At 73.0% G+C, this 19,141-nt stretch carries 16 protein-coding genes; 8 read left to right on the forward strand and 8 right to left on the reverse strand.

Annotation, left to right across the window (positions count from 1 at the left end; genetic code table 11):
• Positions 1-16 precede the first annotated feature (16 nt).
• The gene (locus tag CLV52_RS12180; RefSeq protein ID WP_133766581.1) at positions 17-2,107 is read right to left on the reverse strand and encodes a DNA gyrase/topoisomerase IV subunit B; all 2,091 of its coding nucleotides are present in this window, start codon (positions 2,105-2,107) and stop codon (positions 17-19) included.
• Between the two features lie 172 nt (positions 2,108-2,279).
• On the opposite strand from CLV52_RS12180, the gene CLV52_RS12185 reads away from it, so the two are divergent.
• Complete coding sequence (locus tag CLV52_RS12185) at positions 2,280-2,513, forward strand: DUF7455 domain-containing protein (RefSeq protein ID WP_133766582.1); 234 nt, start codon at positions 2,280-2,282, stop codon at positions 2,511-2,513.
• Between the two features lie 67 nt (positions 2,514-2,580).
• On the opposite strand, the gene CLV52_RS12190 is transcribed toward CLV52_RS12185, so the two are convergent.
• The 5 genes from CLV52_RS12190 to CLV52_RS12210 all read right to left on the reverse strand — a co-directional run bounded on the left by CLV52_RS12190 (position 2,581) and on the right by CLV52_RS12210 (position 8,265).
• Positions 2,581-3,306, reverse strand: coding sequence for a glutamine amidotransferase (locus CLV52_RS12190; RefSeq protein ID WP_133766583.1), 726 nt, complete (start codon positions 3,304-3,306; stop codon positions 2,581-2,583).
• Complete coding sequence (locus CLV52_RS12195) at positions 3,303-4,544, reverse strand: Mur ligase family protein (RefSeq protein WP_133766584.1); 1,242 nt, start codon at positions 4,542-4,544, stop codon at positions 3,303-3,305. Before CLV52_RS12195 ends, CLV52_RS12190 begins: the two co-directional genes overlap by 4 nt.
• Complete coding sequence (locus CLV52_RS12200) at positions 4,541-5,842, reverse strand: RNA polymerase sigma factor (RefSeq protein WP_133766585.1); 1,302 nt, start codon at positions 5,840-5,842, stop codon at positions 4,541-4,543. The genes CLV52_RS12195 and CLV52_RS12200 overlap by 4 nt, the downstream gene beginning before the upstream one ends.
• A gap of 177 nt (positions 5,843-6,019) precedes the next feature.
• Positions 6,020-7,351, reverse strand: coding sequence for an MFS transporter (locus CLV52_RS12205; RefSeq protein ID WP_246018104.1), 1,332 nt, complete (start codon positions 7,349-7,351; stop codon positions 6,020-6,022).
• Positions 7,348-8,265 (reverse strand): proteasome assembly chaperone family protein, encoded by a 918-nt coding sequence (locus tag CLV52_RS12210; protein WP_133766586.1) that lies wholly within the window; start codon positions 8,263-8,265, stop codon positions 7,348-7,350. The genes CLV52_RS12205 and CLV52_RS12210 overlap by 4 nt, the downstream gene beginning before the upstream one ends.
• Positions 8,266-8,461: 196 nt before the next feature.
• On the opposite strand from CLV52_RS12210, the gene CLV52_RS12215 reads away from it, so the two are divergent.
• From CLV52_RS12215 to sucB, 3 genes are all read left to right on the forward strand, one after another.
• Positions 8,462-9,976, forward strand: a complete 1,515-nt coding sequence (locus CLV52_RS12215) for a leucyl aminopeptidase (protein WP_133766587.1) — start codon at positions 8,462-8,464, stop codon at positions 9,974-9,976.
• A 101-nt stretch (positions 9,977-10,077) separates the two neighbouring features.
• Positions 10,078-11,451 (forward strand): dihydrolipoyl dehydrogenase, encoded by a 1,374-nt coding sequence (gene lpdA / locus CLV52_RS12220; RefSeq protein WP_133766588.1) that lies wholly within the window; start codon positions 10,078-10,080, stop codon positions 11,449-11,451.
• 52 nt (positions 11,452-11,503) lie between these two features.
• Positions 11,504-13,021, forward strand: coding sequence for a 2-oxoglutarate dehydrogenase, E2 component, dihydrolipoamide succinyltransferase (gene sucB, locus CLV52_RS12225; protein WP_133766589.1), 1,518 nt, complete (start codon positions 11,504-11,506; stop codon positions 13,019-13,021).
• A gap of 3 nt (positions 13,022-13,024) precedes the next feature.
• On the opposite strand, the gene CLV52_RS12230 is transcribed toward sucB, so the two are convergent.
• Entirely contained in the window at positions 13,025-14,164 is a 1,140-nt protein-coding gene (locus CLV52_RS12230; protein WP_133766590.1) for a protein kinase family protein, read from the reverse strand.
• 73 nt (positions 14,165-14,237) lie between these two features.
• On the opposite strand from CLV52_RS12230, the gene CLV52_RS12235 reads away from it, so the two are divergent.
• The 3 genes from CLV52_RS12235 to glnA all read left to right on the forward strand — a co-directional run bounded on the left by CLV52_RS12235 (position 14,238) and on the right by glnA (position 16,896).
• Positions 14,238-14,933 (forward strand): DUF4191 domain-containing protein, encoded by a 696-nt coding sequence (locus tag CLV52_RS12235; protein ID WP_133766591.1) that lies wholly within the window; start codon positions 14,238-14,240, stop codon positions 14,931-14,933.
• Between the two features lie 17 nt (positions 14,934-14,950).
• Positions 14,951-15,343: a J domain-containing protein gene (locus tag CLV52_RS12240; protein WP_133766592.1), complete on the forward strand. Its 393-nt coding sequence runs from the start codon at positions 14,951-14,953 to the stop codon at positions 15,341-15,343.
• 116 nt (positions 15,344-15,459) lie between these two features.
• Complete coding sequence (glnA, locus tag CLV52_RS12245; RefSeq protein WP_133766593.1) at positions 15,460-16,896, forward strand: type I glutamate--ammonia ligase; 1,437 nt, start codon at positions 15,460-15,462, stop codon at positions 16,894-16,896.
• Between the two features lie 59 nt (positions 16,897-16,955).
• On the opposite strand, the gene CLV52_RS12250 is transcribed toward glnA, so the two are convergent.
• Positions 16,956-17,978, reverse strand: coding sequence for a hypothetical protein (locus tag CLV52_RS12250; RefSeq protein WP_133766594.1), 1,023 nt, complete (start codon positions 17,976-17,978; stop codon positions 16,956-16,958).
• Between the two features lie 145 nt (positions 17,979-18,123).
• On the opposite strand from CLV52_RS12250, the gene CLV52_RS12255 reads away from it, so the two are divergent.
• Entirely contained in the window at positions 18,124-19,113 is a 990-nt protein-coding gene (locus CLV52_RS12255) for a LysR family transcriptional regulator (RefSeq protein ID WP_133766595.1), read from the forward strand.
• Positions 19,114-19,141: the final 28 nt, after the last annotated feature.

The raw sequence follows: 19,141 nt of genomic DNA on the forward strand, positions 1-19,141 counted from the left end.
CCCGTCGACCGCGCCGCTACGCGTCGATGCGGTCGCGGTTCAGCGTGCTCGAGTTCTGCGTGATGAAGTCCTTGCGCGGCGCGACGTCGTTGCCCATCAGCAGCTCGAAGGTGCGCTCCGCCGCCGCGGCGTCGGTCACGCGGACCCGGCGCAGCGTGCGGTACCGACGGTCCATCGTCGTCGTCGACAGCTGATCGGCGTCCATCTCCCCCAGCCCCTTGTAGCGCTGGATCGGCTCCTGCCAGCGCTTCCGCTCCTTGCGCAGCTGCGCGAGCACGCCGGCGAGCTCCTGCTCGCTGTAGGTGTAGACCGGCTCGTTCCTCTTGCCCGTGACGACCACGCGGTGCAGCGGCGGCACCGCGGCGAACACGCGGCCCTCCTCCACCATGGGCCGCATGTAGCGGAAGAAGAGGGTGAGCAGCAGGGTGCGGATGTGCGCGCCGTCCACGTCCGCGTCGCTCATCAGGATGACCTTGCCGTAGCGGGTGGCCTCGAGGTCGAACGTGCGGCCGGAGCCGCCGCCCAGGGCGGTGATGATCGCGGCGCACTCGGCGTTGCCGAGCATGTCGCTGATCGACGCCTTCTGGACGTTGAGGATCTTGCCGCGGATCGGCATGAGCGCCTGGTACTCCGCGTTGCGGGCGAGCTTCGCCGTGCCGAGCGCCGAGTCGCCCTCGACGATGAACAGCTCGGTGTCGGCGACGTTCGTCGACCGGCAGTCCTTGAGCTTCGCGGGCAGGGAGGAGGACTCCAGCGCGTTCTTGCGACGCTGCGTCTCCTTGTGCGCGCGGGCAGAGATGCGGGTCTTCATCTCACCGACGACCTTCTCGAGCAGGACGCCGGTCTGCGCCTTGTCCTCCCGCTTCGGCGAGTCGAAGCGCTCGGTCAGCGCCTTCGTCAGGACCTGACGGACGATGCCGCGGACCGCGGGCGTGCCGAGCACCTCCTTCGTCTGGCCCTCGAACTGCGGCTCCGGCAGGCGGACCGTGAGCACGGCCGTGAGTCCGGCGAGGACGTCGTCCTTCTCGAGCTTCTCGTTCGCACCGACCTTGAGTCGGCGGGCGGCCGCCTCGACCTGCGACTTCAGGACCGCGAACAACCCGGCCTCGAAGCCCTGCGCGTGGGTGCCGCCCTTCGGCGTCGTGATGATGTTGACGAAGGTGCGGGTGGTCGTCTCGTACCCGGTCCCCCAGCGGAGCGCCACGTCGACCTCGCAGGTGCGCTCGACCTCGGTCGCCTCCATGTGCCCGTTCGCCTGCAGCACCGGGATGGTCTCGGTGAACGCGCCGGAGCCCTGGATGCGCCAGGTGTCCGTGAGGGGCGCGTCGGGGGCGAGGAAGTCGACGAACTCGGAGATGCCGCCGTCGTACCGGAACGTCTCGACGACGGGCTCCTCCCCGCGGAGGTCCTCGATGGTGATGCCGAGCCCCGGGACCAGGAACGCGGTCTGGCGCGCGCGGGACGTGAGGTCGCCGAGCGAGAACGCCGCGTCCCGGATGAAGATCTGCCGGTCCGCCCAGTAGCGCACCCGCGTGCCGGTGCTCCCCTTCGCGGCGCGGCCGACGACGCGCAGGGTGCTGCCGGAGACGAACGGCTCGAAGGGCGCGTCCGGCGACGGCCGCTTCGGGTCGGCGTCGGCGAAGGTGCCGGGCTCACCGCGGTGGAAGGACATCGCCCACGTCTTGCCGCCCCGGTCCACCTCGACGTCGAGGCGCTCGGACAGCGCGTTCACGACGGAGGCGCCGACGCCGTGCAGGCCGCCCGAGGCGGCGTAGGAGCCGGAGCCGAACTTGCCGCCGGCGTGCAGCTTCGTGAAGACGACCTCCACGCCCGTGAGACCGGTCTTCGGCTCGATGTCGACGGGGATGCCGCGGGCCCGGTCGCGGACCTCGACGCTCGAGTCGGGGTGCAGCACGACGTCGATGGAGGACCCGTGCCCGGCGAGCGCCTCGTCGACGGCGTTGTCGATGATCTCCCAGAGGCAGTGCATGAGCCCGCGGGAGTCGGTCGACCCGATGTACATCCCCGGCCGCTTCCGCACCGCCTCGAGGCCCTCGAGCACCGAGAGATGCCTCGCGTTGTAGGAGTTCGCGTCGTTCGCAGCCATGTCGCCCCCACGCTAACCGTCGGGGACGACACGCCCGTCATGCGGCCCGGTGCGGCGCCCACCCTCGCTGTGGGGGTTCCGCGTACAGCGAACTGCCCGGTGGATCGACGCACTGTTGAAACATCCCCGTGCGAACATGGTTCACCGGCACGAAGCCCAAGAGGAGGTCGTCATGACCCGCGCGTCAGACAGCAGCAACCTGGACTCCCTGGAGTCGCAGTTCTCGCTCACCGCGCTCGACCGCTGCGACAGCTGCGGCGCTCAGGCGTACATCCGAGTGCAGCTGGACAGCGGTGAGCTGCTCTTCTGCGCCCACCACGGCAAGAAGTACCAGGAGAAGCTCGCGGGCATCGCCCAGAGCTGGCACGACGAGTCGTCTCGTCTGCTCCAGGAGTCGAAGGCGTAGCCCTTCCCCCAGTCCTGCCGGAGGCCCGGGTCGCGTTCGCGCGCCCCGGGCCTCCGTCGTTCCCGGATCAGGCGGAGGCGAGGAGGGCGGTGCGGATGCGGGCCGCTGCCGCGTCGGCCGCCGCCGCGGTCTCGCCGCGGACCGACACCGGACCGCCGAGCGCGGCCGCGAGCATCGCGTCCGCGAGCGCGGGGTTCTTCGCGAGCACCGGGCCGTGCATCCGCGTGCCGATGATTGAGCCGTGCCGGACGCCGTCCGACCCGCGGCCGTCGCCGACGCCCCGCCGCACGACGCCGAGCGGCGGCACGCCGGCCTCGAGCACGAGGCCGCGGGAGTGGTTCTCGTAGCCGACGAGGTCGCCCTCGGTCGCGCGGACGACGAGGTCTCCCGCCGCCCGCGACGGCAGCGGCTCCGCGATCGCCGGGACGAGCCCGAGGCCGTCCAGGCGGCCCTCCGCCAGCACGATCGCGCGGGTCAGCGCCTCGAGCCCGGTCCCGACGGCGAGCACCGGCACGCCGTCGTCGATCCAGCCCTCGAGGTCGTCCTGCACCTCGCGCAGCGCCGCGAGGAGCGCGGGCAGCACCGGGTCGGTCGTCGATCCCAGGACGACCGCGACGGGCGTCGAGGTCGGCGCCTCCCCCGCGGCCAGCCGCTCGACGCGGATGTCGAGGTGGCCCGCCCAGACGGCGCGCCGCGCGAGCACGAGCGCGTTCTGCGCGTCGCCGTTCACGTCCGTCAGCTCCGGGAAGAGCGCGAGCACGCCGCGCTGTCCTGAGGTCCTCGAAGGGGTCATCCGGCGAGCCCCAGGTGGCTCCGCGTGCGGCGCATGGCATCGGCCGTGAACACGATCGTCTTGATCCCCCGGTCGGGTTCGGGCAGGGCGAGGAACTCGTCGAGCGCGCGCCCGAGGTCGGGCTCGACGCGGTCGACCGTCACGCCCTGGTAGAGGAGCTGCAACGCGATCTCGTCGGCCTTCGACCCCGACACGATCCGGGCGCGCCCGATCCGCGCGGTGTCCGCAGGCCAGAAGTAGGAGGGGTCCCGCACGTCCGACCCCATCGCGACGAGCACCTGGTCGAGGCCCTCGTCGAGCTCGTCGACGTTGAGCTGGAAGCTCGCGGTGTTCTGCACGAGGACGAACTCGACCTGCCGACCGCGGACCGTCACGATCTCGCCGCGCCCGAAGACGGGAGACATCGCATCGAGCGCGCCGACGGCCGTCCGGGCGTCGAACGCCCCGCCGAGCAGCCGCTCCGCGGCGGCGAGCGCGCCGGCGGCGTCGACCGCGTAGTGCACGCCCTTCGCGGGCAGCCGGACGGACAGGGGTTCCCCGCGCACCTCGATGCGCGCCTCGCGCCCCGTCACGGCGACGACGCGGGTACCGGCGGTGATGCGCTGCGGTGTCGTCGCGGCGTAGCCGAGGCCGCGCGGCGCACCGGCGAGCACGGCATCGGCGACGCCGAACGGAACCACCTCCGCGTGGGGCGCGAGCGCGGTCAGCAGCGCGTCGTCGCCGTTCAGCACCACGGCGTCCGCGGCGCGGGCCGCGATGCGGCCGAGCATCGCCTGCACCTGCTGCGCGTCGTGGAACCGGTCGATCTGGTCCGTCATCACGTTCGTGAGCAGGACCAGCCGGGCGCGGAAGCGGTCGGCGAGCCGCGCGCCGTGGCCCTCGTCCATCTCGAGCACCGCGAGATCCGCGTCGATGCGGCCGGTGATCGAGGCGCGCTCGAGGAGCGCGGACGTCAGCCCCTGCGTGATGTTCGCGGTCGACGGGTTGGTGAACACCCGCTTCCCGTGCGCGACGAGGATCGCGACGAGCATCTTCGTGGTCGTCGACTTCCCCGCCGAGCCCGAGACGACGACGAGGCCCTCCGGGAAGGAGGAGAGCACGTCGCCGAGGAAGCCGGGCGCGACGCGGTTGACCACGAGGCCCGGCACGGCGGAGCCGCCGCCCGCCTTCCGCAGACGGGCGGCAAGCCGAACGCCCCGGCCGATGAGCACGGCCGGGGCGTAGCGGGGAGAACTCACTCGAGGTAGTCGCGGAGCGACTGCGAGCGCGACGGGTGGCGGAGCTTCGCCATCGTCTTCGACTCGATCTGGCGGATCCGCTCGCGGGTCACGCCGAAGGTATCGCCGATCTGGTCGAGCGTCTTCGGCATGCCGTCGCCGAGGCCGAAGCGCATCCGGATCACGCCGGCCTCGCGCTCCGACAGGGAGTCGAGCAGGCTCTCGAGCTGCTTCTGCAGCATGGTGAAGCCCACCGCGTCCGCCGGGACGACGGCCTCGGTGTCCTCGATCAGGTCGCCGAACTCGCTGTCGCCGTCCTCACCGAGCGGGGTGTGGAGGGAGATCGGCTCGCGGCCGTACTTCTGGACCTCGATGACCTTCTCCGGGGTCATGTCGAGCTCGCGGCTCAGCTCCTCCGGCGTGGGCTCGCGGCCCAGGTCCTGCAGCATCTGCCGCTGGACGCGGGCGAGCTTGTTGATGACCTCGACCATGTGCACCGGGATGCGGATGGTGCGGGCCTGGTCCGCCATCGCGCGGGTGATGGCCTGACGGATCCACCAGGTGGCGTACGTCGAGAACTTGAAGCCCTTGGTGTAGTCGAACTTCTCGACGGCGCGGATCAGACCGAGGTTGCCCTCCTGGATCAGGTCCAGGAACTGCATGCCGCGGCCCGTGTAGCGCTTCGCGAGCGAGACGACGAGGCGGAGGTTGGCGCCGAGCAGGTGGCTCTTCGCGCGCTGGCCGTCGCGGGCGACCCACTTCAGCTCGCGCGTCAGCTCCTTGTCGAGCTTGTCGCCCTCCGTGGAGAGCTTCTCCTCGGCGAACAGGCCGGCCTCGATGCGCATCGCGAGCTCGACCTCTTCGGCCGCGTTCAGCAGCGCGACCTTGCCGATCTGCTTCAGGTAGTCCTTGACCGGATCGGCGGTCGCGCCGGTGATCGCGGTCGAGTAGACGGGGACCTCGTCCTCGTCGGACATCGACAGGACCAGCGCGCCCGTGGGCAGCGGCTCGTCCTTCGACGCGGCGACGGGCTCGTCGGTCGTCGTCCCGTCCGATGCCTCCTCGTCGGCGGTCTCCTCAGCGGCGTCCTCGGGCGCGTCCGACTCCTCGGTGTCGTCCTCGGCGACGGGGCCGTCGGGCTCCTCGTCCTCGGCCGGCTCCTCGTCGTCCGTGGCCGACTTCGGCTTCGGCGCGGCCTTCGTCGCCTTCTTGGCCGCGGGCTTGCGGGCGGCCTTCTTCGGCGCCGGAGCGGCCGCAGCCTGCTCGTCCACCTCGGTCAGTGCGGTGTCGTCCGCGACGGTTGCGGTCGGTGTGCTCATGTGGCCCCCTCAGGACAGGCGTCGGGTTCGACGTCGACGATGGCGGAAACGGGTTCGGGCCGCCCTCCCCGACGGGCGACGTACAGCGACAACGACCGCGAGTGCTCGCGTGTTCCCACTCGGCGCGTCCGGTGCCGCCCGACGCTCCTACAATTGTACACGGCTCTCGGCGTGTCCTCAGGACCGGGGGCGCGACCTGCGCATCGCGGCTCGCGACCGGAACGCCCGCCAGAGCGGGCCGACGTCGACGCCCTCGTCGCGGAGGATGTCGCGGCGGGCCAGCCTGCGGGTGAGCCAGAAGCCCACGACGCCGCCGCCGACGATCAGGTACTGGACGGAGAGCGCGACCTTGAAGGCGCCGAGCGAGTAGAGCGGCGCGCCGGTCGCGTCGTGCTGCACGTCGAGCAGCAGGCCGATCAGGAACATCATCGTGAAGCTCGCGGTGAACCCGCCGACGTTGACGAAGCCGCTCGCGCCGCCGAGCCCCTCCGGCGGGTTGTAGGTGCGGGCGTAGTCGAACCCGATCTGCGACGCGGGACCGCCGGCTCCCATCGCGACGACGAGGAGCACGAGCAGACCGATCGGCGGCGGGCCGGGCCAGAGCAGCACGAGCGTCCACGCGCCCGCCAGCCCGATGACGATCGCGAGGACGAGGTTCGACCGGCGGAGCGGGAAGCGGGCGGTCAGGCTGCCGAGCAGCGGCCCGATGAGGAAGCCGGTGAGCACCTGCACGGTCAGGAGCGCCGACGCCTCGGCGCGCGGCAGCCCCACCGCGGACACGAGGAACGGGTACCCCCACAGCAGCGCGAACACGACGCCGCTCGACTGCGTCACGAAGTGCGCCCAGAAGCCGAGCCGGGTGCCGCGGCGGGCCAGCGCGCCGCGGAGGGATCGCAGCGCGGACGGCAGGTCCGTCGACCGGACCGGCACCCCGGCGGGCGCGTCGTGCAGCACGAGCAGCGCGACGACGAACGCGACGCCGGAGACGCCCGCGGCGCCGAGGAACGCCGGGGTCCACCCGGCGACGCCGAGGAACGCCGCGAAGGGGAGCGCCGAGAGCACCTGCCCCAGCTGGCCGAGGTTGCCGAGCCACTGGCTGAGCACCGGCACCCGCCGCGGCGGGAACCACGCGTTCACGAGCCGGAGGGCGGCGATGAAGGTGGTGGCGTCACCCGCGCCGACGAGGGTGCGACCGAGGACCGCCACCGGCAGGACGCCCGCGGAGGCGACCGTCGCCTGCCCAGCCGCCATGAGCAGCGCCCCGACGACGATCACCTTCTTGGGGCCGAAGCGGTCGACCAGCACGCCGACCGGGATCTGCAGCACGGCGTAGACGAGGAGCTGGACGACGCCGAGCGTCGAGAGGGCGGCGGCCGAGGTGTCGAAGCGCTGCGCCGCCGCGACCCCGGCGACGCCGAGCGTGCTGCGCTGCAGCACCGCGCAGAGGTAGGCGACGACGGCGCCGCCGAGCACCAGCCACGCGCGGGCGGGAGTGCGCTCCCGGATCACGCCTCGTCGTCGTTCGAGCGCCGCAGCGCGAGGAACTTCTCCAGCTCGGCCGCGAGCTCGTCGGCGCTCGGCACCTCCCCCTCCACGTCCGTGAGGGGCGAGCGGACCGGGTTGCCGGCCATGTAGGCGTCGTGCCGCTCCTCGAGGGTGCGGACCAGGCCCTCCAGCTCGGCGTTGCCGGCGACCTGCTCGTCGACGCGCGCGGTGAAGTCCCGCGAGCGGTCGCGCACCGGGTCGATCGCGAAGAGCAGCCCCGTCGCCGCCGAGACGACCTCGAGGCCCTTCGCCACGGCGGCGGGCAGCTCGGTGTCCGCGAGGTAGTGCGGGATGAGGAGCACGAACTCGGCGACCTCGCGGTCCTGCTCCGCAAGACGGAACTCGAGCAGGTGCAGCACGTTCGACGGCGCCCTCGTCGTCGGCCGCCAGGCGCTCATGGAGTCGATCAGCGCCTGCCGGTTGCCGCCGACCGTGACCTGCAGCGGTCGCGTGTGCGGGACGGGCATCGGGATCGCCTGCACCCAGGTCGTGCTCGTGACGCCGAACCGCTCGATGAGTCCGATGACGGCGGCCGTGAAGCGGTTCCACTGGAAGTCGGGCTCGAAGCCGCTGAGCAGCAGGAACGGGCGGCCGATCTCGTCGTGGCAGAGGCTGAGCTCGAGGGACGACGTCGTGAAGGACGCGATGTGGTCCTCGTCGAACTCGATGACCGGGCGGCGGGCGCGGTAGTCGAGCAGCTCGTCGGTGTCGAAGACGGCGATCGGCGTCGGCGAGGCGTTGTCGGCGAAGTACTCGGCGAGCTGCTGGACCGCGCCGCCCGCGTCGGCGAAGCCCGTCAGCCCGGCGACGAGCGGGAGCCCCTGCGGCACGTCGGCCGCGTCGGGCGTGAGCTCGTACAGGTCCTCGGGCTCGCGCATCGGTCGATTCTACGGACGCCCGCCGACGGCGGCGGGCGCGTGACAGGGTGGCGGGATGCCCCCCGCGCCGCCGATTGAGGAGGTCGTCGCCGCGCTCGCCGAGGCGTGGACGCGGCACCCCGTGACCGACGGGTTCCGGCTCGAGACCGACCGGGCTGAGGCTCCCGGCCCAGCGACGCCTCCCTAGGCTCGGGCCATGACCGCGCCCGAGCTCATCGTCACGTCCGCCCCCGCCGCCGAGGTGGAGGCCGACGTGCTCGTCGTCGCCGTCCGGTCCACCGAGTCCGACGGGGCCGCCGTCCTCGGCGACGTCGGCGCGGGGATCGACCTCGGCTCGATCGGGTTCACCGGCACCGTCGGCGACGGCGTGCGCCTCCCGGCCGCGGACGCGAGCGCCGGGTCGCTGCTGCTCATCGGCGTCGGCCGAACGGTCGATCCGGACGGGCTCCGCGCCGCCGCGGCGAACGCCGTCCGCCGGCTCGCGGGGACCCCGCACGTCGCCCTCGCGCTGCCCGTGGAGGACGGGACCGCGCTGGCCGCCGTGCTCGAGGGCGCCGCGCTCGGGACGTACGCGTACACCGATTACCGGGAGCGCACGAAGGCGGCGCAGAAGGCGCCCGTCGCCCGCGTCACGGTCGTCGCGCCGGAGTCGGCGGACGCGGACGCCGCGGTGCGGCGCGCGACCGTGCTCGCGGACGCGGTCGCGCTCGTCAAGGACCTCGTCAACACGCCGCCGAACGACCAGCCGCCCGCCGTCCTCGCGGACCGCGCCGTCGAGGCGGCCGAGGCCGCCGGCGCGACCTCGCGCGTCTGGGACGAGGCCGCGCTCGCCGAGGACGGCTTCGGCGGCATCCTCGGGGTGGGCGCCGGCTCGGTGCGGCCGCCGCGGCTCGTCCGCGTCGGCTGGGAGCCGGAGGGCGCCGAGGCGTCCGTCGCGCTCGTCGGCAAGGGCATCACGTTCGACTCGGGCGGCCTCTCGCTGAAGCCCGCCGCCTCGATGGTCGGGATGAAGTACGACATGACCGGGGCCGCGACCGTGCTCGCGGTCGTCGCCGCCGCCGCGCGCCTCGCCCTGCCGGTGCGGGTCGTCGCCTGGCTCTGCATCGCGGAGAACCTCCCGTCGGGCAGCGCGGTCCGACCGAACGACGTCCTGCGCATCCGCGGCGGCCGGACGGTCGAGGTGCTGAACACCGACGCCGAGGGCCGCCTCGTGATGGCCGACGGGCTCGTCGTCGCCGGCGAGGAGCACCCCGACCTGATCCTCGACGTCGCGACGCTGACCGGCGCCGTGATCACCGCGCTCGGCACCCGTTACACGGGGGCGATGGGCGACGGCGCGCTCGTCGCCCGCACCCAGGCCGCGGCGAAGCGCGCCGGCGAGCTGCTCTGGCACCTCCCGCTGCCGGAGGAGCTGCGCACGATCCTGAACTCGGACGTCGCCGACATCGCGAACGTGAAGATCGGGAACACCGCGGGCGGCGCCCTGGTCGCCGGCCAGTTCCTCAAGGAGTTCGTGCCCGAGCGGGAGGACGGCTCGCCGGTGCCGTGGGTGCACCTCGACATCGCCGGGTCGTCCGAGAACAAGGGCGGTGCGTACGGCGCGACGGGCTCCGGCCCGACCGGCGTGATGGTGCGGACGCTGCTCGCGCTGCTCGAGGACGTGGCGGCCGAGGGCGTCGCTCCGAGTCGTCCCGCACCCGGCAGGGAGTAGGGTTCCAGCGGCGCTCCGGGGTGGGGCACCGCTCCCCACCGGACACCGGCGGGACGGTCTTCCTCGGTCGCGTCAGTGACGAGAACGGGAGTACCGACGACGTGCCAGACCAGTCCTTCGACCTCGTGATCCTCGGCGGCGGGAGCGGGGGCTACGCCGCTGCGATCCGCGCCGCCGAGCTCGGCATGTCCGTCGGTCTCATCGAGAAGGACAAGGTGGGCGGCACCTGTCTCCACCGCGGGTGCATCCCGACCAAGGCGCTGCTGCACGCCGCCGAGGTCGCCGACACCGCGAAGGACTCGGAGCACTACGGCATCAAGGCGTCGTTCGACTCCGTCGACATCGCCGGCGTCACCTCGTACCGCACGGGCATCGTCGCCAAGAAGTTCAAGGGCCTGCAGTCGCTGCTCAAGGCGCGCGGGATCACGACGATCGACGGCGAGGGGCACCTCGCCTCCGCGACCACGATCCATGTCGGCGACTCGACGATCACGGGCAAGAACATCGTCCTCGCGACGGGCTCGTACTCGCGCTCGCTGCCCGGCCTCGAGCTCGGCGGCCGGGTCATCGACTCCGAGCAGGCGCTCGACCTCGACTACGTCCCGAAGAAGGTCGCGGTCCTCGGCGGCGGCGTGATCGGCGTGGAGTTCGCCAGCGTGTGGCGCTCCTTCGGCGCGGACGTCACGATCATCGAGGCGCTCCCCCACCTCATCCCGAACGAGGAGGAGGTGCTGTCGAAGGCGCTCGAGCGCGCCTACCGCAAGCGCGGCATCCAGTACTCCCTCGGGGTCCGCTTCCAGTCCGTGACCCAGGACGACGCCGGCGTCGTCGTCACGCTCGAGAACGGGAAGACGATCGACGCGGAGCTGCTGCTCGTCGCGGTCGGCCGCGGTCCGTCGACGGCCGGCATGGGCTTCGAGGAGGCCGGCGTCACCCTGAACCGCGGGTTCGTGAACACGAACGAGCGGCTCGAGACCTCGCTCAAGGGCGTCTACGCGGTCGGCGACATCGTCTTCGGCCTGCAGCTCGCGCACCGCAGCTTCCAGCAGGGCATCTTCGTGGCGGAGGAGATCGCGGGCCTCAACCCGGCGATCGTGTCCGACACGAACATCCCGCGGATCACGTACTGCGAGCCCGAGGTCATGTCCGTCGGCCTCACCGAGGCGAAGGCGGTCGAGCAGCACGGCCGCGACGCGGTCGTCGCCTACGACTACAGCCTCGCGGGCAACGCGAAGAGCGAGATCCTCGACACCAGCGGCTCGATCAAGGTCGTGCGGCTGAAGGACGGCCCGGTGCTCGGCGTCCACGGGATCGGCACGCGCGTCGGCGAGCTCGTCGGCGAAGCGCAGCTGGTCGTCAACTGGGAGGCCTACCCGGAGGACGTCGCGCCGTACGTCCACGGCCACCCGACGCAGTACGAGGCTCTCGGCGAGGCCTTCCTCGCGCTCGCCGGCAAGCCCCTCCACGCCCTCTGACCGCACCGCACCACGTCCGACGGCGATGCCGCCGCCCGAAAGGAACCATCCGATGAGTGAGTCCGTCACCCTTCCGGCGCTCGGGGAGAGCGTCACCGAGGGCACGGTGACCCGCTGGCTGAAGCAGGTCGGCGAATCGGTCGAGGTCGACGAGCCGCTGCTCGAGGTCTCCACCGACAAGGTCGACACCGAGATCCCGTCCCCGATCGCGGGCGTGATCGAGGAGATCCTCGTCCAGGAGGACGAGACGGTCGAGGTCGGCGCGGAGCTGGTGCGCATCGGGGACGGCTCGGGTTCCGGCTCGAGCGGCAGCGAGCCCGCACCGGAGCCGGAGGAGGCCGACCAGGCGCCGATCCGCTCCGACCCGGAGCCCGCGCCGACGCAGGTCTCGGACGCCGGGCCGGAGGAGGACGTCGACGCCGGCTCGTCCTACAGCGAGCCGACGCCCGAGGAGGAGGTCGCCCCGGCCGCGAGCCAGGAGCCCGAGCCGGTGCCGTCGAGCGAGGCTCCGGTGGGATCCGACCGCCCGGCCGCCCAGGCGCCCGCCGCACCGCCCGCGCCCGCGCAGCAGGCTCCGGCGCCGAGCGCTCCGTCGGCCCCGAGCGCGCCCTCGGCGCCTTCGGCCCCGGCCGAGGGCGGCGGCTCGCACGCCGCTGCGCCGTACGTCACGCCGATCGTCCGCAAGCTCGCGCACGACCGCGGGGTCGACCTCGCGACGATCACGGGTTCCGGCGTCGGCGGCCGCATCCGCAAGGAGGACGTCATCGCCGCCGCGGAGGCGCAGGCTCCGGCCGCCGCGCCCGCCCCGGCCGCGGCCGCGGCCGCTCCGGCCAAGCCGGTCGAGCCGTCACCGCTGCGCGGCACGACGGTGAAGATGTCCCGCCTGCGGAAGGTCGTCGCGGAGCGCGCGGTCGTCTCGATGCAGTCGACGGCGCAGCTCACGACGGTCGTCGAGGCGGACGTCACCGCGGTCGCGAAGCTCCGCGGCCAGGTGAAGGACGAGTTCCTCGCGAAGACCGGCCAGAAGCTGTCGTTCCTCCCGTTCTTCGCCCTCGCGGCGGTCGAGGCGCTGCAGCAGTACCCGATCATCAACGCGACCGTGGACGGGGACTCGATCGTCTACCCGGACACGGAGAACGTCTCGATCGCGGTCGACACGGAGCGCGGCCTGCTGACGCCGGTCATCCGCAACGCGGGCGGCCGCTCGATCGCGGACCTCGCGGCGCAGATCGCCGACCTCGCGAGCCGGACGCGCGACAACAAGCTGAAGCCGGACGAGCTCGCGGGCGGCACCTTCACGCTCACGAACACGGGTTCGCGCGGCGCACTGTTCGACACCCCGCTGGTCTTCCTGCCGCAGGTCGCCATTCTCGGCACCGGCGCGGTCGTGAAGAAGCCCGCGATCGTCGCGACGGCGGACGGCGGCGAGTCGATCGCGATCCGCTCGACGGTGTACCTGGCGCTCAGCTACGACCACCGGATCGTGGACGGCGCCGACGCGGCCCGCTTCCTCACCGCGGTCAAGCAGCGGCTCGAGGGCGGCGACTTCCGGGGCTCCCTCGGCATCTGACGCTCACCGTCCCACTGGAGGCTCCGCGACGACGTCGCGGAGCCTCCAGCCGTTCCGGTCCCGGATCGCGAGCGCCGTGCCTCGCCCGACCGTGCCGAGCGCGGTGGCGCCGCTCGCGGTGACCGTCAGGCGGGCGGGATCGAGCCGCGCCGCGTCGACCCCGGCGCGGACGGCCGCGAGGTCCGCGTCCAGGACGGGAGACCCCGCGGCGTCGACCCCTCGGAGACAGGGCTCGCTCCCCCGCTCGAGGCAGCGGTCGCGGTCCGCCAGCAGCCGGCGGAGCGCATCGGCCGGTCCGGTCGATGCCGGGACGCCCGCGGACGACGCGGACGACCCGGACGACGCCGTCGATGCCGTCCGGGTCGGCGCGACCGGGGTCGAGGCCGCCGTCGCGGCCGGCGCCGCATCCCCGGACGGGAGCAGGACGACCGCCGTCGCGAGCAGCACCGCGGCCGCACCGAGCGCACCCCAGGTCCTCGGCCGCACCACGCGGAGCGATGCGAGCACCGCAGCGGCACGACCGTCCGCGGCGACCCGCTGCGGCGCGGTCGGCGCGGACGCCGGCAGCAGCCGGGACGGCGGCCCGGCCGGCGGGGTCGCGGCACTGCGGACGAGCCGGACGGGCTCCGGCGGCGCGACCGCGAAGAGGCGGACGGCGAGCTGCTCGAGATCCGGCGCGTCCGGCACCGACGCGGGACCGAGCAGCGCGCCGCAGAGCGCCCGGAAGCCGACCTCGTCCTCCCCGACCCGCACGGCGAACGCCGCCGGTCCGACCGCCCGCAGCAGCGACGGGGCGAGCGGCGCCGTCCAGGCCGGGCTGCCGTCCGCGTCGAGCACCACCGCGCCCGCGCGGATCCCGCCGTGCGCGACGCCCGCGGCGTGCAGCCGGTGCAGCGCCTGGGCGAGCGGCACGAGGACCGTGACCGACTCCCCCGGCGTGAGCCCGCCGGGCGCCTCGAGCAGCGTCGTCAGCCGTGCGGCGGGCACGGGGAGGACGACGACGAGATCGCCGTTCGCGGCCCCGCCGACGTCGAGCACGGGCTCGAGGTGCGGTCCGGCGCCGAGCAGCAGCGCCTCCAGGCGCTGGGTGCGGTCGGGCCGCAGCCGCAGCTCGACGGTCGCGACGGTCGGGGCGCTGGTCATGGCGCTGCAGCCTGCCGCGCCACGGCGGCCCGCGTGCCGTCCGGGCCTGTGGAGGAGCGGATATCCTGCTGCCATGGCCCGTCCCACCGGCCGGCCGGCCAAGGAGCCGGGCCGCGTCAAGCAGCTGATCGACGTCTTCCACATGACGAGGAAGGTCGACTCCACCCTCGTCTGGTGGATGGTGCTGGCGTTCCTCGTCCCGGTGCTCGTCGGGATCGTGCTCGCGGTCCTCGTCGGCGGCACGGTGCTCGGCGTCATCCTCTGGGTCGTCCTGGGCGTCTTCGCGGGCGTCCTCGCCGCGCTCATCGTGATGAACCGTCGCGCCGAGCGCGCGGCGTACGCCCGCATGGAGGGGCAGCAGGGCGCGGTCGGCGCGGTCCTCCGGGCGACCCTGCGGCGCGGCTGGCGCGGCAGCGAGATCCCCGTGGCCGTCAACCCGCGGACCCGCGACGCCGTCTACCGCGCCGTCGGCCGCCCCGGCGTCGTCCTCATCGCCGAGGGCCCGAAGGGCCGGACGCAGCGGCTCGTCGACGAGGAGCGCCGCAAGGTCACCCGCGTCGCGCCGAACGTCCCGGTGTCGGTCCTCCGCGTCGGGCAGGACGACGGCTCGATCCGCCTCGGGCAGATCAACCGCAGCCTCACCCGCCTGAAGGGCAAGCTCACCCGGGCGGAGGTGCTCGCGGTGAGCAACCGGCTCGAGTCCCTCGCGGGCGGCGTGCCCGTGCCGAAGGGCATCGATCCGACGAAGACGCGTCCCGTCCGGCGGTGATGCCCGCGGCGGCGCCGATGTCGCGCGACGACGCGGCCGCGCTGCTCGGCGTGCCCGCCGACGCCGACCCCGCCGCCGTGCAGCACGCCTACCTCCGCGCCGCTCGGCGCACGCACCCCGACCTGCTCACGGACGCGGACGAGACCGAGCGGCGCGCCGCAGCGGACGCCTTCGACGCGCTGACGCGCGCGCGGGACCTGCTCGTCGAGTCCGCGCCGGTCGACCCGCTGCAGCGTGCGACGTGGGCGGTGCGCCCGGACGCGCCCCCGCCGCGGGCCCCGCAGCGGGGTCTCGGCGGCCCGCTGGTCGTCCTCGCGCTGCTCGGCTTCCTCCTGATGGGCATCGTCGTCGCCGAGCACGCGCTGCTGGGACAGGGCGTCCCGGCGCCCGCCGTCTCGGCGAACCCGTAGGCCGTGTAACACCCCGGAAACGCATCGGTGACCTCGCCGAAATCCGGACCCCAATAGGGTCGGAGGGGCTGCAAGCGCAGCCATCCGAAGGACCAGGCGCAGGAGATCCGACCGGCATGCCCACTCCCAAGTTCACCGACTCTTCCGAGGTCATCAAGTTCATCAAGGACACGGACGTCAAGTTCCTCGACATCCGGTTCACCGACCTCCCGGGCGTGCAGCAGCACTTCAACATCCCGGCGTCCACCGTCGACGAGGAGTTCTTCTCGGTCGGCCAGCTCTTCGACGGCTCGTCGATCCGCGGCTTCGCGAACATCCACGAGTCCGACATGCAGCTCATCCCGGACATCTCGACGGCGTACATCGACCCGTTCCGCGTCGAGCGCACCCTGATCCTGGTGTTCGACATCTACAACCCGCGCAACGGCGAGATCTACGCGAAGGACCCGCGCCAGATCGCGCACAAGGCCGAGAAGTACATCGCTACGACGGGCATCGCGGACACCGCGTTCTTCGCCCCCGAGGCGGAGTTCTACATCTTCGACGAGGTCCGCTACGACGTCTCGCAGGGCTCGAGCTTCTACAAGGTCGACTCCTCCGAGGCGGCCTGGAACTCCGGCCGCGAGGAGATCGGCGGCAACCTGGGCAACAAGACGCCGTTCAAGGGCGGCTACTTCCCCGTCTCCCCCGTCGACCAGCACGCGGACCTCCGCGACGACATCTCGCTGAAGCTCATCGAGGCCGGCCTGATCCTCGAGCGCGCGCACCACGAGGTCGGCACCGCCGGCCAGGGCGAGATCAACTACCGCTTCGACACGCTCGTGCACGCGGCGGACGACATCCTGAAGTTCAAGTACATCGTTAAGAACACGGCGAAGCAGTGGGGCAAGACGGCGACGTTCATGCCGAAGCCGCTGTTCGGCGACAACGGCTCGGGCATGCACACGCACCAGTCGCTCTGGAACGGCGGCCAGCCGCTGTTCTACGACGAGGCCGGCTACGGCGGGCTCTCCGACCTCGCGCGCTGGTACATCGGCGGCATCCTCAAGCACGCCCCGTCGCTGCTCGCGTTCACGAACCCGACGACGAACTCGTACCACCGGCTCGTGCCCGGCTACGAGGCGCCCGTCAACCTCGTGTACTCGGCCGGCAACCGGTCCGCCGCGATCCGCATCCCGATCACGGGCACGAACCCGAAGGCGAAGCGCATCGAGTTCCGCGCGCCCGACGCCTCCGGCAACCCGTACCTCGCCTTCGCCGCGCAGCTGATGGCGGGCATCGACGGCATCCAGAACCGCATCGAGCCGCACGAGCCGGTCGACAAGGACCTCTACGAGCTGCCGCCGGAGGAGGCGAAGCTCATCCCGCAGGTGCCGGGCTCGCTCGACAAGGTGCTCGACGCCCTCGAGGCCGACCACGACTACCTGACCGCGGGCAACGTCTTCACGCCCGAGGTCATCGAGACGTGGATCGACTACAAGCGCGAGAAGGAGATCAAGCCGCTGGCGGCTCGTCCCCACCCCTTCGAGTACGAGCTGTACTACGGCGTCTGATCCCCGCTCGTCGCCGAGGCCGCCGTCCCGTCCGGGGCGGCGGCCTCGGCCATTCCGGCTCAGTTCTGGACGCGTCCGGGCGTCCGACGCGTGCAGAACTGAGCCGCACGACACCCTGCTGGCGAACTCGTGGACGCTTCAGCCCTCGAGATGCGTCCGGAATCGAGCCGCCGGGGCATCACACGCGCGCCGCGAGCCGGCTCGCCACCCGCACGACGAGGGCCCGCCTCGTCGCCCCTCAGGTCGTCGGCGGAGACGCGGATGATGTCCCACCCCGCGTCGCGGAACCGCTCGATGCGACCGATGTCGTACCGCATCCGCGCCTCGTCGGCGTGGCCGCCGCCCTCGTACTCGACGCCGACGCGCTGCGGGAGCCACGCGAGGTCCGGCTTCCCGAGGTAGAGGCCGTCCTCGCGGTGGATGCGCCGGTTCAGCGCGGGCTCCGGGAGGCCGGCGCGCACCAGCAGCAGGCGCACGCGCGTCTCACCAGGCGACAGCACGGGGCACCGCGCTTCGGCAAGGGCCGCCCGCAGCAGCGGCGCGGCGGCACGTCGGACGGCCGCGATCCTCGTTTCGAGCAGCAGGCGGGTGCGCTGCTCGTCCATCGGCGAGACGGTGAGCAGATGGTCCGCGATCTCGATCGCCTCATCCAGGGTGAGGACGTCGCCGAGCTGCGCCCAGGCCTCGGTCGGTGCGCAGACGGGCAGCCCGTCGACCGGCTGCAGCGCCGGCGCCCTCGAGAGCCGGTGCGGGACCACGCCCCTGGTCCGAGGCGGACTCGCCGGACGCACGGCGGCGACGTGGAGCGGCAGCTCGGTCTCCAGGCGGCGAGGGAGCGGCTCCCGATGGAGGAGCGCCGCGGTGACGTGCGAGAACGACTGACCGGGTCGAAGTCGCACGGCGTAGGCGTGGCAATGCTCGAGCAGCGTCGTCGGCGTCCTCGAGGTGTGGACGCCGTGATAGGGGTTCTCGATGTCCCTGCGCCTCGTGCGCCCCTGGGTGACACGGGCCGCGTCCAGCGCTGCTCGGTCGAAGGGGCGCCCCTGCAGGTCGTCCGGAAGCGGTCGCGGGCTGCTCGGCATGATGGCCAGGGTGGCGCGACGCCGAAGCGGCCGTCGCACGTTCTCCACACCACGCCCCGACGCCGGCACGGATGCGGTCGCATCGAGCACATCGGTGCGACCGGACGTGAACCGGCGACGTGCGGCGAGCGCATAGGTTGGCCCGATGACGCTGATCCAGCTGCGCGTGTTCCTCGCAGCCGCTCGGCTCGGCAGCTTCACGGCGGCCGCCGTCGCGATGCACATGGCGCAGCCGTCGGTCTCCGAGCTGATCCGACGCATCGAGGAGACCTACGGCGCCCGGCTCTTCGTGCGGGGCGGTCGCCGACTCGTCCTGACCGCCGCCGGCGAGACCCTGCTGCCGCTCGCGGAGCAGACGGTCGCCGGCGCGGACGAGGCGGACCGCTCCCTCCGGTCGCTCACCTCGCTGTCCGGCGGGACCGCGTCCTTCGGGCTGCTGCGCAACGCGAAGTACTACGCGCTGGAGGCCCTGGTCGCCCGGTTCCACGCGCTCCATCCGGACGTGCGCCTGCGGATCGTCGGACTCAACTCGGTCGAGGTCGCCGCCGCGGTCGCGTCGGGCGAGCTCGAGGCCGGGCTGGTGGTGCTCCCCGTCGACGACGACGGCCTCCACGTCACGCCGCTCGTGCACGACGAGGTCCTGTACGCGAGCATCGACCCCGCCGCCGTCGCCGAACCCGTCACGATCCAGGCGCTCGCCGAGCGGCAGCTGGTGCTCTACGACGCGCACTACGGCTGGCGGGATCCGACGCGGCGGCAGATCGCGGATCGCGCCCGCCTCGCCGCCGTGCGGGTCGATCCGCTCGTCGAGGTCGAGCAGGTCGAGTCGGCGCTCGCGCTCGTCGCGGCCGGCGTCGGCGACACGTTCGTCTCCCGGGCGGTGGCCGAGGCGCAGGTCCACGGCGGCCCGATCCGCTTCGTTCCGTTCGCCGAGCCCCTCCACGACACCATCGCGCTGGTCCGACGGCGCCAGACCGCCATGTCGGCGGCGACGGTCGAGCTGATCCGGCTCGCCCGCAGCATGCTCGAGGACGTCGGCGGCGGAGCCGGAGTCCTCCGCGGGCCCGCCGCAGAGGGCGACCCTGTGGCAGGGAACGGACGCTGGTCGGTTCCGGAGGACGTGCCCGCCCTCTAGCGTCGGATCGACACGCAGCGGAGGAGCG

Source organism: Amnibacterium kyonggiense (genome assembly GCF_004364555.1).
Lineage (GTDB): Bacteria > Actinomycetota > Actinomycetes > Actinomycetales > Microbacteriaceae > Amnibacterium > Amnibacterium kyonggiense.

Coding starts and splice junctions, on each gene's coding strand:
- CLV52_RS12215 (WP_133766587.1), top strand. CDS start 8,462: ATGACCGCGCCCGAGCTCATCGTCACGTCCGCCCCCGCCGCCGAGGTG.
- CLV52_RS12180 (WP_133766581.1), bottom strand. CDS start 2,107: ATGGCTGCGAACGACGCGAACTCCTACAACGCGAGGCATCTCTCGGTG.
- glnA (WP_133766593.1), top strand. CDS start 15,460: ATGCCCACTCCCAAGTTCACCGACTCTTCCGAGGTCATCAAGTTCATC.
- CLV52_RS12210 (WP_133766586.1), bottom strand. CDS start 8,265: ATGCGCGAGCCCGAGGACCTGTACGAGCTCACGCCCGACGCGGCCGAC.
- CLV52_RS12200 (WP_133766585.1), bottom strand. CDS start 5,842: ATGAGCACACCGACCGCAACCGTCGCGGACGACACCGCACTGACCGAG.
- CLV52_RS12185 (WP_133766582.1), top strand. CDS start 2,280: ATGACCCGCGCGTCAGACAGCAGCAACCTGGACTCCCTGGAGTCGCAG.
- CLV52_RS12190 (WP_133766583.1), bottom strand. CDS start 3,306: ATGACCCCTTCGAGGACCTCAGGACAGCGCGGCGTGCTCGCGCTCTTC.
- CLV52_RS12230 (WP_133766590.1), bottom strand. CDS start 14,164: ATGACCAGCGCCCCGACCGTCGCGACCGTCGAGCTGCGGCTGCGGCCC.
- sucB (WP_133766589.1), top strand. CDS start 11,504: ATGAGTGAGTCCGTCACCCTTCCGGCGCTCGGGGAGAGCGTCACCGAG.
- CLV52_RS12255 (WP_133766595.1), top strand. CDS start 18,124: ATGACGCTGATCCAGCTGCGCGTGTTCCTCGCAGCCGCTCGGCTCGGC.
- CLV52_RS12235 (WP_133766591.1), top strand. CDS start 14,238: ATGGCCCGTCCCACCGGCCGGCCGGCCAAGGAGCCGGGCCGCGTCAAG.
- CLV52_RS12250 (WP_133766594.1), bottom strand. CDS start 17,978: ATGCCGAGCAGCCCGCGACCGCTTCCGGACGACCTGCAGGGGCGCCCC.
- CLV52_RS12240 (WP_133766592.1), top strand. CDS start 14,951: ATGTCGCGCGACGACGCGGCCGCGCTGCTCGGCGTGCCCGCCGACGCC.